Origin of the sequence: Cupriavidus sp. NPDC089707 (genome assembly GCF_044748965.1) — a bacterium.
Lineage (GTDB): Bacteria > Pseudomonadota > Gammaproteobacteria > Burkholderiales > Burkholderiaceae > Cupriavidus.
In genome coordinates, this window is the sequence record NZ_JBIVHB010000004.1 from 321637 (window position 1) to 335006 (window position 13370).

The 13370-nt window shown below is 68.2% G+C and carries 14 protein-coding genes; 8 read left to right on the forward strand and 6 right to left on the reverse strand.

Going from position 1 to position 13370, the window contains the following annotated elements; translation table 11 throughout:
• The first annotated feature begins 70 nt into the window (after positions 1 to 70).
• The 7 genes from ACIP1U_RS10055 (at position 71) to ACIP1U_RS10085 (ending at position 5675) form a co-directional block, all read left to right on the forward strand.
• On the forward strand, positions 71 to 610 hold the full coding sequence (locus ACIP1U_RS10055; RefSeq protein ID WP_400314358.1) for an RDD family protein: 540 nt from the start codon (positions 71 to 73) through the stop codon (positions 608 to 610).
• Positions 607 to 1587, forward strand: coding sequence for a lipase family alpha/beta hydrolase (locus ACIP1U_RS10060; RefSeq protein ID WP_400314360.1), 981 nt, complete (start codon positions 607 to 609; stop codon positions 1585 to 1587). The genes ACIP1U_RS10055 and ACIP1U_RS10060 overlap by 4 nt, the downstream gene beginning before the upstream one ends.
• 132 nt (positions 1588 to 1719) lie before the next feature.
• Positions 1720 to 2703 carry a UDP-2,3-diacylglucosamine diphosphatase gene (locus tag ACIP1U_RS10065; protein WP_400314362.1) on the forward strand — a complete coding sequence of 328 codons (984 nt, stop codon included), beginning with the start codon at positions 1720 to 1722 and terminating at the stop codon, positions 2701 to 2703.
• A gap of 57 nt (positions 2704 to 2760) precedes the next feature.
• Entirely contained in the window at positions 2761 to 3873 is a 1113-nt protein-coding gene (locus ACIP1U_RS10070) for a glycosyltransferase family 4 protein (RefSeq protein WP_400314364.1), read from the forward strand.
• A complete protein-coding gene (locus ACIP1U_RS10075; protein WP_400314366.1) occupies positions 3803 to 4285 on the forward strand; it encodes a diacylglycerol kinase in 483 nt (160 codons plus the stop codon). The genes ACIP1U_RS10070 and ACIP1U_RS10075 overlap by 71 nt, the downstream gene beginning before the upstream one ends.
• Positions 4286 to 4392: 107 nt before the next feature.
• Positions 4393 to 5094 carry a TetR/AcrR family transcriptional regulator gene (locus ACIP1U_RS10080; protein ID WP_400314368.1) on the forward strand — a complete coding sequence of 234 codons (702 nt, stop codon included), beginning with the start codon at positions 4393 to 4395 and terminating at the stop codon, positions 5092 to 5094.
• A complete protein-coding gene (locus ACIP1U_RS10085; protein ID WP_400314370.1) occupies positions 5091 to 5675 on the forward strand; it encodes a TIGR00730 family Rossman fold protein in 585 nt (194 codons plus the stop codon). The genes ACIP1U_RS10080 and ACIP1U_RS10085 overlap by 4 nt, the downstream gene beginning before the upstream one ends.
• Positions 5676 to 5699: 24 nt before the next feature.
• Here ACIP1U_RS10085 and ACIP1U_RS10090 read toward each other — a convergent pair whose 3' ends face one another.
• From ACIP1U_RS10090 to ACIP1U_RS10110, 5 genes are all read right to left on the reverse strand, one after another.
• A complete protein-coding gene (locus tag ACIP1U_RS10090; protein ID WP_400314371.1) occupies positions 5700 to 6296 on the reverse strand; it encodes a DUF924 family protein in 597 nt (198 codons plus the stop codon).
• Positions 6297 to 6338: 42 nt separating this feature from the next.
• A complete protein-coding gene (locus ACIP1U_RS10095) occupies positions 6339 to 6767 on the reverse strand; it encodes a group II truncated hemoglobin (protein ID WP_400314373.1) in 429 nt (142 codons plus the stop codon).
• A 24-nt stretch (positions 6768 to 6791) separates the two neighbouring features.
• The gene (locus ACIP1U_RS10100; RefSeq protein WP_400314374.1) at positions 6792 to 9413 is read right to left on the reverse strand and encodes an ABC transporter permease; all 2622 of its coding nucleotides are present in this window, start codon (positions 9411 to 9413) and stop codon (positions 6792 to 6794) included.
• 103 nt (positions 9414 to 9516) lie between these two features.
• Positions 9517 to 10125, reverse strand: coding sequence for a DUF4126 domain-containing protein (locus ACIP1U_RS10105; protein WP_400314375.1), 609 nt, complete (start codon positions 10123 to 10125; stop codon positions 9517 to 9519).
• Positions 10126 to 10243: 118 nt separating this feature from the next.
• Positions 10244 to 11341, reverse strand: coding sequence for a substrate-binding domain-containing protein (locus tag ACIP1U_RS10110; protein WP_400314376.1), 1098 nt, complete (start codon positions 11339 to 11341; stop codon positions 10244 to 10246).
• 143 nt (positions 11342 to 11484) lie between these two features.
• Between ACIP1U_RS10110 and ACIP1U_RS10115 the strand changes: the two genes are divergently transcribed.
• Positions 11485 to 12330, forward strand: a complete 846-nt coding sequence (locus ACIP1U_RS10115) for a substrate-binding domain-containing protein (protein WP_400314378.1) — start codon at positions 11485 to 11487, stop codon at positions 12328 to 12330.
• Between the two features lie 15 nt (positions 12331 to 12345).
• Here the strand turns inward: ACIP1U_RS10115 and ACIP1U_RS10120 are convergent, their stop codons facing one another.
• Positions 12346 to 13293, reverse strand: a complete 948-nt coding sequence (locus tag ACIP1U_RS10120; RefSeq protein WP_063241445.1) for a LysR substrate-binding domain-containing protein — start codon at positions 13291 to 13293, stop codon at positions 12346 to 12348.
• Positions 13294 to 13370 lie beyond the last annotated feature (77 nt).

A 13370-nucleotide genomic window follows, 5' to 3' on the forward strand; every position in this document is an offset into this window, starting at 1 on the left:
GCCCTTTGGCATAATGGCCGTCTTGCGCGACCCGCGCCGCGCTCGCTTGTGCCGCCCTTCTTCGCCTGACATGCCCGCTGCCACCACCCTCGACCCGAAGCCCGCCGCAGCCACTGCACCCGTGGCACCGCCACTACGCCGCCGCATTGCCTGCATGCTGTATGAAGGCGTACTGCTGTTCGGCGTGCTGAGCGCTTCCACTGCCTGTTACCTGCTGCTGCGCCCGCTGCTGCAGCATTTCGGCGTGGACGGTCCGCTGACGATCCAGCTGTGGAGCTTCGTGGTGCTGGGCCTGTATTTCACCTGGTTCTGGCAGCGCAACGGCCAGACCCTGGCCATGCAGACCTGGCGCATCCGCGTCGAGAACGCCTCCGGCGTGCCGCCGCGCTGGCCGCAAGCGGCGCTGCGCTACGTGCTGGCCTGGCTATGGCTGCCGCCGTCAGCGGCGCTCGGGCACTGGCTGGGGCTGGTCAAGGGCCCGTTCGTCGGCGTGCTGTGCGCCGGCCTGCTGGTCTGGATCCTGCTGGCCTGGCTCGACCCGCGCCGGCAGTTCCTGCACGACCGCCTCGCCGGCACGCGGCTCGCGGACCTGCGCACGCCCAAGGCATGACGCTAGGTGCCGCCGGCATCCGCCGCCTGGCGGTAACCGCGCAGGCAGCCGCGGCGCTTGGCATCGGCGCCACCCTGGTGCGGCTGGCGGGATGGCCGTGGCCGGGCGCGATCGCCGCCGGCATGGCGGTGATCCTCGGCGGCTTCGCAGCCGGCATCGCCATTGCCTTTGCCTTTACCGAGCGCGGCCTGTGGGTGGCGTCAGGCCACCGCCCGCCCGCACCACCGCAAGAACTTGCCACGACACGCCGCCCGTTGCGCTTGCCTGAAGCGCTGCGCTGCTACCTGAATGAGATCGGGTCCGTCCTGCGCATGTTCGACTGGCTGCAGCCGTTCCGCGCCCGCGCGCACTTTGCCCCGCCCGCCAACGCCCTGCCCGGCTGCGACGCGCCGCCGGTGCTGCTGGTCCACGGCTACGCCTGCGGACAGGCGATCTGGCTCGACATGCAGCCCGCGCTGGCGGCCGCGGGCTACCGCTGCGAAGGGATCGAACTGCTGCCGGTCCTCGGCGATATCGACGACTACGCGCACGCGCTGCTGAGCGCGATGCGGCGCGTGACCGCGGCTTACGGCCGTGCGCCATTGCTGGTGTGCCACAGCATGGGCGGGCTGGTGGCACGCGCGGCGCTGCAACTGGCTGGCGACGAAGACATCTGCGCCGGCATCGTGACCCTCGGCACCCCGCACCATGGCAGCGCGCTGGCCCGCTTCGGCGGCGGGCACAACGCCAGGCAGATGCGCTGTGGCAGCCCCTGGCTGCGCGAGCTTGCCCGCGCGGAAAGCCCGCGCCTGCGCGCCCGCATGATCTCGGTGTTCAGCTGGCACGACTCGATCGCCGGGCCGCCCTGCACCGGCTGGCTCGACGGCGCCGGACATATCGCGCTGTCAGGCATCGGCCATGTGTCGCTGCTGCGGCATCCGGCGGCGATCCGGGCGGTGCTGGATGCGCTGCAGGAGCTGTCGGCGCGCGGACGCTAGCCGACATCGACGGCATCGCCACTGTCCTGCTTACGCCACGGTTTTCCACGCTTCACAAGTCAGTCATGTTTCCGTCACGGCGCCGTCATCGCACGCTGGCTGAATGCAGCCATTGCCGCTACCGGGACTGCCATGGTGCAAGCACTCCGATCCGCGCGCGGATACCTGTCGAAGGCCGCGCAACTGAAGCAACGGCTGCGCCGCAGTCCCGGCAGCGGCTGGGATACCGCGGCACCGCTGAGCGCGTTCCTGCCCCCGGGCCTTGACGCCGCCGCACTCGCGCCGCTGCGCGAGCAGCCCGACACCTATCCGCCCGCGCCGCACCCGGTCCACCGCTACCGCGCCATCTGGCTGTCCGACATCCACCTGGGCACGCCCGGCTGCCAGGCCACCTACCTGCTCGATTTCCTCAAGCACAACGAATCCGACCAGCTCTACCTGGTCGGCGACATCATCGACGGCTGGCAGCTGCGCCGCGGCTGGTACTGGCCGCAAAGCCACAACGACGTGGTGCAGAAACTGCTGCGCAAGGCGCGCAAGGGCACCGAGGTGATCTACGTGCCCGGCAACCACGACGAAGCCGCGCGCCAGTTCGACGGCATGGCGTTCGGCGACATCACCGTGCGCGAAGAGGCGGTCCATGTCACCGCCACCGGGCGCCGGTTGTGGGTGGTGCACGGCGACCTGTTCGACGGCGTGGTGCAGCACGCACGCTGGCTCGCCTACCTGGGCGATTCGCTGTACACGATGATCCTGGCACTGAACCGGCACTTCAACCGGCTGCGTGCGCGGCTGGGCTTCCCATACTGGTCGCTGTCGCAGTTCCTGAAGCACCAGGTCAAGAACGCGGTCAACTACATCAGCGCCTTCGAGACCGCGATGGTCGACGAAGCGCGCCGGCGCGGCTGCGATGGCGTGGTCTGCGGCCACATCCACAAGGCCGAGATCCGCGAAGTCAACGGCCAGCTCTACTGCAACGACGGCGACTGGGTAGAAAGCCTCTCGGCGCTGGTCGAGACCATGGAGGGCGAGTTGAAGATCGTCTACTGGACCACGCTGCTGGATCCGCCCGAACCGGCCACCCGCCGCCGGCGCCGTGCCGCTGTGGCGAGCTGATGCTGGCCCGTCAAGCCTGATTCCGCATTGCCCTTCCAACGCCCCCTAGGAGGCTGCATGAAGATCCTGATCGTCACCGATGCCTGGGAACCGCAGGTCAATGGCGTGGTGCGCACGCTCAAGTCCACGCGCCGCGAACTGGAAGCACTGGGCCACACGGTCGACATGATCACGCCGCTGGAATTCCGCACGGTGCCGTGCCCGACCTACCCCGAGATCCGGCTGTCGCTGTTGCCGTCGGCGCGGGTGCGGCGGCGCATCGAAGCGTTCGGCCCCGATGCCCTGCATATCGCCACCGAAGGCCCGCTCGGACTGGCCGCCCGAAGCCATGCGCTGCGCCGGCGCCTGCCGTTCACCACGGCCTACCACACGCGCTTCCCGGAGTACGTGCAAGCGCGCTTCGGCGTCCCGCTGGCCTGGACCTACCGCTTCCTGCGCTGGTTCCACGGCCCGGCACAGGCGGTGATGGCGCCGACGCCGGTAGTGCTCGACGACCTGCACCAGCACGGCATCGACCACGGTGTACTGTGGACGCGCGGTGTCGACCTCGACATCTTTACGCCGCAGCGCGCCAACGTGCTCAACACAGCGCACCCGATTTTCCTGTACGTGGGCCGCGTCGCAGTGGAAAAGAATGTCGAGGCCTTCCTCGCGCTCGACCTGCCCGGCTCCAAGTGGGTGGTCGGCGACGGCCCCGCGCTGTCCGCGCTGCGCGGGCGCTATCCGGGGGCCAACTACCTGGGCGTGCTGAGCCAGCCGGAACTGGCCCGGGTGTATGCTTCGGCTGATGTCTTCGTGTTCCCTAGCCGCACCGACACCTTCGGGCTGGTGCTGCTGGAAGCGCTGGCCAGCGGCCTGCCGGTGGCGGCGTACCCGGTCACCGGCCCGATCGACGTGCTGGGCGACAGCCCGGCGGGCGTGATGCACGAAGACCTGCGCGAAGCCTGCCTGGAAGCGCTGCGCATCGACCGCGCCACGGCCCGAGCCCATGCCGAGCGGTTTTCATGGCGCGCCGCCTCCGAGCAGTTCCTGGCCCATTTGCGGCCGTTCGCTGCCGGCAAGCCCGGCGGCGCGGCGGCCCAACCCGCATCGCAAAGCCATGCCGAAATCCCATCCGGAACTGCCGTCCGACCCGCCCCTGCAGAGGCCGCCGGCAGCCCAGAGCGCTGACTACACGATCGAGCAGAACCCCCACAAAGGCAACCGCGGCCTGGCACGCGCCTGGCACGCCGCCATCAACTCGCTGTCCGGCCTGCGCTACGCGGTGCTGGAGGAAAGCGCGTTCCGCCAGGAGCTGACGCTGGTGGCGATCCTGGCGCCATGCGCCTTCCTGCTGCCCGTGGGGGTGGTTGAACGCATCCTGCTGCTCGGCACGCTGCTGGTGGTGCTGATCGTGGAACTGCTCAACTCCAGCGTCGAGGCGGCCATCGACCGGATTTCGCTGGAACGCCACAGCCTGTCCAAGCGCGCCAAGGATTTCGGCAGCGCCGCGGTGTTGCTGGCGCTGGTGCTGTGCGGCGGCACCTGGCTGGCCATTGCCGGGCCCCATGTGATGCATTGGGTACGGGCGCTGGCGGGCTAAATCCCAGGCGAGATGCCAGCCGGGGCCCGCCGGGCCGTGGCCCGGGCCGATTGCTTATAATCGCTACCCTGCCACGATTCAGCGATCGACCCATCGCCCGGACGCCCATGGAACCGAAACCGCAAACCGGCCCCCGCCGCACCAGGGACCGCATCCTCGACGTCTCGCTGCGCCTGTTCAACGAAGTCGGCGAGCCGAACGTCACCACCACGACGATCGCGGAAGCGATGGAGATCAGCCCCGGCAATCTCTACTACCACTTCCGCAACAAGGACGACATCATCAACTCCATCTTCGTGCGCTTCGAGCAGGAGATGGAGCGCCGCCTGAAGATGCCGGACGACCACAAGGCGACCCTGGATGAGAGCTGGGGCTACCTGCAGTACATGTCCGAGTTCCTGTGGAACTACCGCTTCCTGTATCGCGACATCAACGACCTGCTGGCGCGCAACCGGATGCTGGAGACCAACTTCAAGCGCATCGTCGAGCAGAAGCAGCGCTTCGCGCACGAGATCTGCCGGCAGTTCCTGGAAGATGGCGAGATGGAAGCGACGCCCGAGCAGGTCGAGGCGATCTGCACCAACATGGTGGTGATCGCCACCTACTGGCTGTCGTTCCAGTTCGTGCAGCATCCGCGCCAGTACAACGATCCCGAGCAGATCCGCGGCTACCTGCACGGCTCGAGCTACCACATCTTCTCGATCCTCGCGCCCTACCTGCGCGGCCGCGCGCGCGCGGCGTTCGATCAGCTGGCGCGCGACTACGCGGCGTCCAAGGCAGCCGCCGAGGCGGCAAAGGAAAAGAAGTGAAATCTGTCTGCGTCTATTGCGGCTCCAGCCCCGGCAACCGCCCCGAATATGCCGAGGGCGCGCGCCTGCTCGGCCGCACGCTCGCCGAGCGCGGCCTGGCGCTGGTCTATGGCGGCGGCAAGGTCGGCCTGATGGGCACCGTGGCCGACGCGGTGCTGGAACATGGCGGCACCGTCATCGGCATCATCCCGGAAGCGCTGATGCAAAAGGAGGTGGGCCACCGCGGCCTGACCGAGCTGCACGTGGTGCGCAACATGCACGAGCGCAAGCAAATGATGGCCGATCGTTCCGATGCCTTCATCGCCATGCCCGGCGGCGTGGGCACCTTCGAGGAGCTGTTCGAGACCTTCACCTGGCTGCAGTTGGGCTACCACGACAAGCCGGTGGGACTGCTCAATGTCGGTGGTTTCTATGAGGGCATGCTCGGCTTTCTCGGCCATGCCGTGCAGGAAGGATTCCTGAAGCAGATGCATGCCGACCTGCTGCACGTGGCGGACCTGCCGGGCACGCTGCTGGACCAGTTGGCCGCCGCGCCGCGCGTGCGCGTGGACAAGTGGCAGCAGGCCCGCGACAAGACCTGACGCCCGGCGCGGCGTCTGCCGCGCCTAGAACGACGAGCCCGGCCGCTGCAGGAACGCCAGTTCCTCCGCCGTGCTCGGCCTGCCCAGCACCGCGTTGCGGTGCGGGAAGCGGCCAAAGCGCGCGATGATCTCGCGGTGCTTGTCGGCCCACTCCACCACATCCACCCTTCCGCCACTGGACTTGCGCAGCTGCATCATCAGCCGCACCGCCTCGTCCTGGTCTTCCAGCGTTTCCGAATGCTCGAACGGCATGTAGCAGAACATGCGGTGGTAGTCGGTCGGCAGCGCACGGTCCATGCCGGTCGCGACGATGCGCTTGGCCAGCGCCAGCGCCAGCGCATCGGTGCCGAAGCTGCGCGGATCATTGCGGAATATGTTGCGCGGGAACTGGTCCAGCAGCACCACGCGCGCGCAGGCGCCTTCGGGCGTGACCGACCAGTCGTCCGGTGCGCCCTCGCTGGCAACCTGCCAGTCGGACAGGAAGTGCGTGCGGATCCGGGCGTCGAAGTCATCCGACTTGGTGAACCATGCGGGGCGCGCGGTATTCCAGGCCGACGAACCGGGCTGGTCGAACCAGAAATCGAGCACGCGGCAGGCACCTTCAGGCAGTTGCACGGACATGGGCGGAGTTTTTTTCGCGGTGAAAAGGGGGAGGGAGGCGCCTCAGCGCGCCACGTTGCGCATCCAATCGGCGGTCTGGAAGAACGCCTGCATCAGGCGCAGCTGCAGGTCCTCGGGCAGGCCGACGTCCTGCATCGCCAATGCCATGCAGCGCATCCACTGGTCGCGCTCGCTGATGCCGATCTCGAACGGCATGTGGCGCGCGCGCAGGCGCGGATGGCCGAAGCGCTCGATAAAGTGGTTGGGGCCGCCCAGCCAGCCGCACAGGAACCAGAACAGCTTGTCGCGCGAGCCTTCCAGCGAAGGCGGATGGATCGCACGCAGCGCGGCAAACTGGGTTTCCAGGTCCATCAGGTCGTAGAAGCGGTCGACCAGCTCGCGCACGCGCGCCTCGCCGCCGACCAGCTCGAATGCCGTGACCTCGGGGGTGCCGTCGGTGTTGCTGGATTGTTGATTGGATTCAGTACTCATCACAAACTCGGGACGTGGCGCCGCTCAGGCGTCACGCAAGGTCGCCAGCGCCGGCTGGCGCAGCACTTCGCGCAGGCCCAGCCAGCCGCCGGCAAAAGCGCACAGCATGCCAGAAACCACGCCGACCGGCACGATCCACGCATTGAAGCGGTAGGGGAAGTCGAAAACGAACTGCGACAGCCCCCACCCCACAGCGATCGCGCCCAGGCTCGCCAGGAAGCCGGCCAGGCCGCCCACCACGAGGAATTCCGCGTATTGGGTCTGCCGCACCAGCGCCGCCGACGCCCCCAGGGCCTTGAGCAGGCCGGCGTCGCGCATGCGCTCGTCGCGCGCGCCGGACAGCGCCGCGTACAGCACCGTTACGCCGGCGGCGAGCGTAAAGATAAACAGGAACTCCACCGCAGCGATCACCTGGTCCAGGATGTCCTGGATCTGGCGCAGGATCATGTCGGTGTTGACCACTGTGATGTTGGGGAAGGCCGCGATCAGCCGGTTGCCCAGCGCCGCGCTGGCCGCGGGCAGGTGGAACGACGTGATGTAGGTCTCAGGCATGCCCTGCATCGCCGACGGCGGCAGGATCACGAAGAAATTGACCCGCATCGAGCCCCAGTCGAGCTTGCGCAGCGAGGTCACGCGCGCCTGCACCGCCTGGCCGGCCACGTCGAAGCGCAGCGTGTCGCCGAGGCGGATCCCCAGCGTCTTGGCGATGCCCTCCTCCACCGAGGCGCCCGCGCCGGTGCCGGCGCTGCCGTCGGACCACCGGCCGGCGATCACGCGATTGCCCTCCGGCAGCACATCGGTATAGGAAAGGTTGAATTCGCGCTCGACCAGGTTGCGCGCGCGGCCGTCCTCGAAGCTGCCGGCCTGGATCGCGCGCTCGCCGATATGGGTCAGGCGCCCGCGCACCATCGGATAAAGCAGGTCCTTGATGCCCGCGCCGGCCAGCATCAGGCGCAGCGACTCGCGCTGGTCGGGCTGGATATTGATGATGAAGCGGTTAGGCGCGTCGGCAGGCGTGGCGCTGCGCCACGAATCGACCAGGTCGTTGCGGGTCATGCCGAGCAGCAGCAGCGCCATCAGCCCCACCGCCAGCGCCACGGTCTGCAGCACGGTGACGCCGCGGCGGCGCTCCAGCACCGCCAGCGCGAAGCGCCAGCCCATTGACGCGGCGCCACGCAAGCGCCCGCGCAGCAGGCGCGACAGCAACGTGAGCAGCCCCAGCGCCAGCAAGCCGAACACCACGCCGGCGCCGACGAAGCCGCCCGCGGTAGTCAGCCCAAGCCGCAGGTCGCGCGCCGCCACCAGCAGCAGCGCAACGAAGGCACCCAGTCCAAGCGCGTACGCGACCCACGCCGATACCGGCGGCAGCCCGATATCGCGGCGCAGCACCCGCAGTGGGGCCACGCGCGTCAGCGCCAGCAGCGGCGGCAGCGCAAACCCGGTCAGCAGCACCAGTCCCGCCAGCACACCCACCACCGCCGGCAACGCCGACGGCTGCGGCAGCGACACCTTGAGCAGCCCGCCCAGCGACAGCAGCAGCCCGTAGTGCGCCACATAGCCGATCAGCACCCCGGCCAGCGCGCCGGCCGCACCGATCAGCAGGAATTCCAGCCCGAACGCGCGCAGGATCTGCCCGCGCGACAGCCCCAGGCACTTGTAGACCGCGCAGGCGTCGGTATGGCGCTGCATGTAGCGGCGCGCCGACATCGCGATCGCCACCGCCGCGATCATCGAGGACAGCACCGCCACCAGCGACAGGAAGCGCTCGGCCCGGTCGAGCGTTGCGCGCATCTGCGGCTGGCCGGATTCGAGCGATTCGATGCGGGTGTTGCGCAGCTTGCGGCGGCCGATTTCATCCTGCGCCCATTTCTGGTACGCGGCGCCGGCGGCGTCCGGGCCAGCCACCAGCAACCGGTAGGTCACGCGGCTGCCCCAGCCGACCAGGCCGGTGCCTTCAAGGTCCGACAGCGGCATCAGCACGCGCGGCGCGAAGTTCATGAAGCCCGTGCCGCGGTCCATCTCCTGCGTGATGATGCGGTCGATGCGGAAGGTGCGGCTGCCGAGCTGCAGCGCATCGCCCACGCTCACGCCGAGCGCGCCCAGCAGCGCTTCGTCGACCCATACCGTGCCCGGCGCGGGAATGCCTTCGGCGGGCGCGTCCGGCGTGCCCGGCGCGTTGGTCACCCTGAGCTTGCCGCGCAGCGGATAGCCGTCGGTCACGGCCTTGAGCGCGGCCAGCTGGCTGGGCGCGTCGGCGCCGGCCGCGCGCGGCTTGCCGCTGGCCGTGGCCATGCTCGGAAAGGTCACCGTCTGCGCCACCGCCAGCCCCTGCTGCCCGGCACGCTGCGCGAAGGCGGCGTCGAAAGGATGGTCCGAGACCAGCAGCACGTCCGCGGCGATCATCTGCCGCGCATCGCGCTCCAGCCCCAGCCGCATGCGGTCGGCCATGAAGCCGACGCTGGACAGCGCCGCCACCGCCAGCACCAGCGCGAACAGCAGCAGGTAGAGCTCGCCGGCGAGCCAGTCGCGGCGTGCCATGCGCAGCGCCTGGCGCCAGGCGGAAAACCTGCCCGCTTGCGCGGTGCTCGCGCCGGCGGCGGGACTGGCGTTGGTGGTCGGGGCGTCAATGGCGGACTCGGGGGGCATCGGTTGTTCGGTTATTTGTTCGGTTCTTGCGTGGCGCCGGTGCGCCCCGGATCAGTCGGGAAGCCAGGGAGCAGGGATACGGTCCGGCGTGAACGGCACAGCGCTAGGGAGGTCCCGGCCGCCCCGGCCGCGCGCTGCCGCCGCGCAGCGTGGCATGCAGCCGGCGCACGCCACGCCATAGCTTGGGCAGCAGCCAGATCGCGGCCACCAGGAACAGCGCCAGCACCACCAGGAACACCACCGGCAGGAAAAACGCCAGTAGCAGGCTGCCGGTCGCGGTCAGGTCCTCGGTGAATGAGGCTGCCCAGTTGGAAAACGGTTCCGGCGAAATGTTGATCAGGGCCCGCGCGCCGGCCTTGGCCGCATGCGCGGTGCCGGCCAGCGTGCCGCCGATCAGTCCGGCCGCCACCACCCACTGCGGGTCGAGCTGGCCGAACGCGGCGGCCGCCAGGATCGCGCCGGCGGGGATGCGCACAAAGGTATGGATGCCGTCCCAGACCGAGTCAAAGCCCGGCACCTTGTCGGCGACGAACTCGGCCACGGCCAGCACTGCGGCCACGCCGATCACCCACCAGGATTCCAGCGGCTGCAGCCCGGGGGGCAGTTCCAGCCAGCCCAGGCGTGCCAGCACGCCGGCGGCGAGGACGGCGAGGTAGAGGCGAAAACCACTGGCCCAGGACATGCCCGCGGCCAGCGCGGCGGTTTCCAGCATGGTGCTCCTTGCAAGGCCGGGCGCGCGCGGGGGCACGCCCTGGCAAGGAGTGTAATACGACCGGGGCGGGCGGGCAGCGCGCCCGTGATCCCTCACTTCATCCCGCCCGGCTTGCTGCTCAGCTACCCTCCTTGCCATCAGGCCCGAACCAGGGCAGCGCTTCCTGCGGCGTCAGCACCCCGGCTGGTTCGGCCATGGCATAGCCGGGCAGCGCTTCGATGCGTTTGGCAAACGCCGGATCTGCCAGCAAGGCCATCAGCGCCGCCATCCAGCCGGCGGTCTGGTCGTTCTTGCGCAACGCCAGGTAATAGGCCTCGCGCGTCAGCGGTACAAAGGCCAGTCCGTGGCTTTCGGCATTCATGCGCAGCCCGAAGCCGACCTGGGCCCGTCCGCCATGGACCGCTTCTCCCACCTTCTCATTACTGAACTCCGTATCCTCGTAGCCGGCGATCTGGTCGGGATACAGGCCCCGCGCCGCCAGCAACTGGTCGAACAGCATGCGCGTGCCGGAACTACGCTGGCGATTGATAAAGCGCGCCTGGGTGCGCACCAGGTCGGGTAGGTCGCGGATCTCGCGCGCCAGCTCCGGCGCCACGATCAGCCCCTGCTCGCGCCATGCCAGGCGCAGCAGCCGCACGGACGCCGGCCGAAGCCATTTGCGCAAGGTCACATGCGCTACCGATCCCGCCGTCTGCACCGGCGACACGTAGAAGCCCGCCAGCTCCGACTGCCGCTCCTGCAGGCATACCAGCCCTTCCACGCTGCCGCAGAATACGGTGTCGAGGCGCAAAGGCGTGGCTGCCTGCCCCAATGCGGCCGCCAGCAGCTCCACCGCTGGATCATGGCTGCCTGTGAAATGCACGCTGGATTGTGGCTGCTGCGCATCGTCCAGCTCGGCAATGAATTCCGCCATCGCCTTCTGCACCACCGGCTCGACCGACTCGCGCAAGCGCAACTCGGCACGCAGCAGCCGCTCGCCAAAACGTGTCAACGACGCCCCGCGGCCGCGCTCCATGTCGAGCATGGTGCGCCCCAGCATCTCTTCCCACGTGCGCATCACGCCCCAGGCATGGCGGTACGACAAGCCGATCTCACGCGCGGCGCGGTGCAGCGACCCTGTCTCGCGCACCGCCTTGAGCAGCTGGAACACCTTGTCGTTGGCGCGCGGATTGTCGTCAGGCGCGATGACCGGGAACAGATCGAATCGAAAGCTCATATGTTCCCCACCTCATATTTACTTGTGAAATCTCGCTGAACCACAATGAACACCCCATGTTTATTGTCTTTCGCTGCATTCTCCCTGAGAGGGATAAGGAAAGGCAATTATGTCCGTTAAAACATAATTCAAAGGATCCCAGCATGCCGTCGCGCCACATCCCACGCACGTTCCGCCACCTGCGCCACGCCACCGCCGTTGCCTGCCTGGCCCTGATCTCAGCGACGCAGGCCGGCGAACTGAAGCTAGCCACTACCACCAGCACCGAAAACTCGGGCCTGCTGAAGTACCTGCTGCCCCGCTTCGAGCAGAAGTCCGGCGTCACGGTCAAGGTGATCGCTGTCGGCTCCGGCAAGGCGATGAAAATGGGCGAGATGGGCGACGTCGACGTGCTGCTGGTCCACGCCCGCAAGATGGAAGACGCCTTCGTCGCCGCCGGCTATGGCGTCAACCGGCGCGATGTGATGTACAACGACTTCATCGTGGTCGGCCCGTCGAGTGACCCTGCTGGCGTGAAGGGCGGCAAGGATGTGCTCGCCGGCTTCCGCAAGCTCGCCGGCAGCGGCAGCAAGTTCATCTCGCGCGGCGACAACTCCGGCACCGACGTGATGGAGAAGGAGTACTGGAAAGAGATCGGCATCAAGCCCAAGGGCAAACCGTGGTACGTCAGCGCGGGGCTGGGCATGGGCGAGGTCTTGACCATGGCCGCGCAGATGCCGGGATACACGCTGTCAGACCGCGCCACCTATGGCGCCTACCGCGCCAAGACGGGGCTGGCCATTGCCATCGAAGGCGACCCGAAGATGTTCAACCCGTACGGCATCATCGCGGTCAATCCGGCCAGGCATGCGGGCATCAACTATGCGGATGCGATGAAGCTGGTGGAGTGGATCACTTCAAAGGAAGGGCAGGACGCGATCGCCGGCTACAAGGTTGAGGGGGAACAGTTGTTCTTCCCGAGCTACAAGGCGCAGACCGCGCAGAAATAAGACGCCGGCGGGGCATCACCCCGCCTCCGCCTCCAGCCGCGGCAATTGCGGCAGGTCCGCGGCCACCTCTGCGATCATCCGCCGGATCCACATGATGTCCGGCGCCGCATGGCAGCGCTCATGCCAAAGCTGGTAGAAGCGCATGCGCGGGAACGACACCGGCGATGGCACCATCCGGATCGGCAGGTATTGCGCATAATGCGCCGCGAACTGGCGGCCGGTGGTGAAGACCATGTCGGTCTTCATCAGCACATATGGCACCAGCCCGAAATACGGCAGCGTCACCTGGATATTGCGCTTGTAGCCCTGCTCGGCCAGGGCCTGGTCGATCATGCTGCGCTGCATCGACGCATACGGCGCCGGCGCGAGGTGCGGCATTTCCAGGTAGTGCTTCAGCGTCAGCCCCTTGCGCGCCAGCGGGTGCTGCGCGCCCAGCATGCACACCACCTCATCGTCGAACAGCGGCGAGATATGCAGGTGCTCCGGCGGCGACAACCAGTTGCCGACCACGATATCCAGCTGGCCCTGCTCCAGGTCGTCCAGGAAGTCCGACGACGACGTCATCGGATGCACGAACAACTTGGCGCCCGGCGCCAGCCGGCGCACGCGCTCGACGATATTGGGCAGGAAGAAGGCGTCCAGGTAGTCCGGCGCGCCCAGGTGGAAGGTGCGCGTGGTGGTAGCCGGGTCGAACTGCTGCGGCGGGCGGGCGATGCGGTCCATCGCCGCCAGGCTTTGCTCGGCCAGCGCCAGCAGTTCGCGGCCGCGTTCGGTCGGCACCATGCCATTTTTGCCCCGCACCAAAATGGCGTCGCCGGTGATCTCGCGCAGGCGCTTCAGGGTGTTGCTGATGGCGGGCTGCGACTGGCCCAGGCGCACGGCGGTACGGGTCACGCTCTGCTCGGTCAGCAGGGTGTGGAGCACCCGCAGCAAATAAGTATCGAGATGGTCGCGTCCGTGCATGGCGATGGGCGGCCCTCCGGCGGCGGCCGGATGGGTGGCGTGGGGGATGGGAACGGCGCATAGTGTATGACACGCAC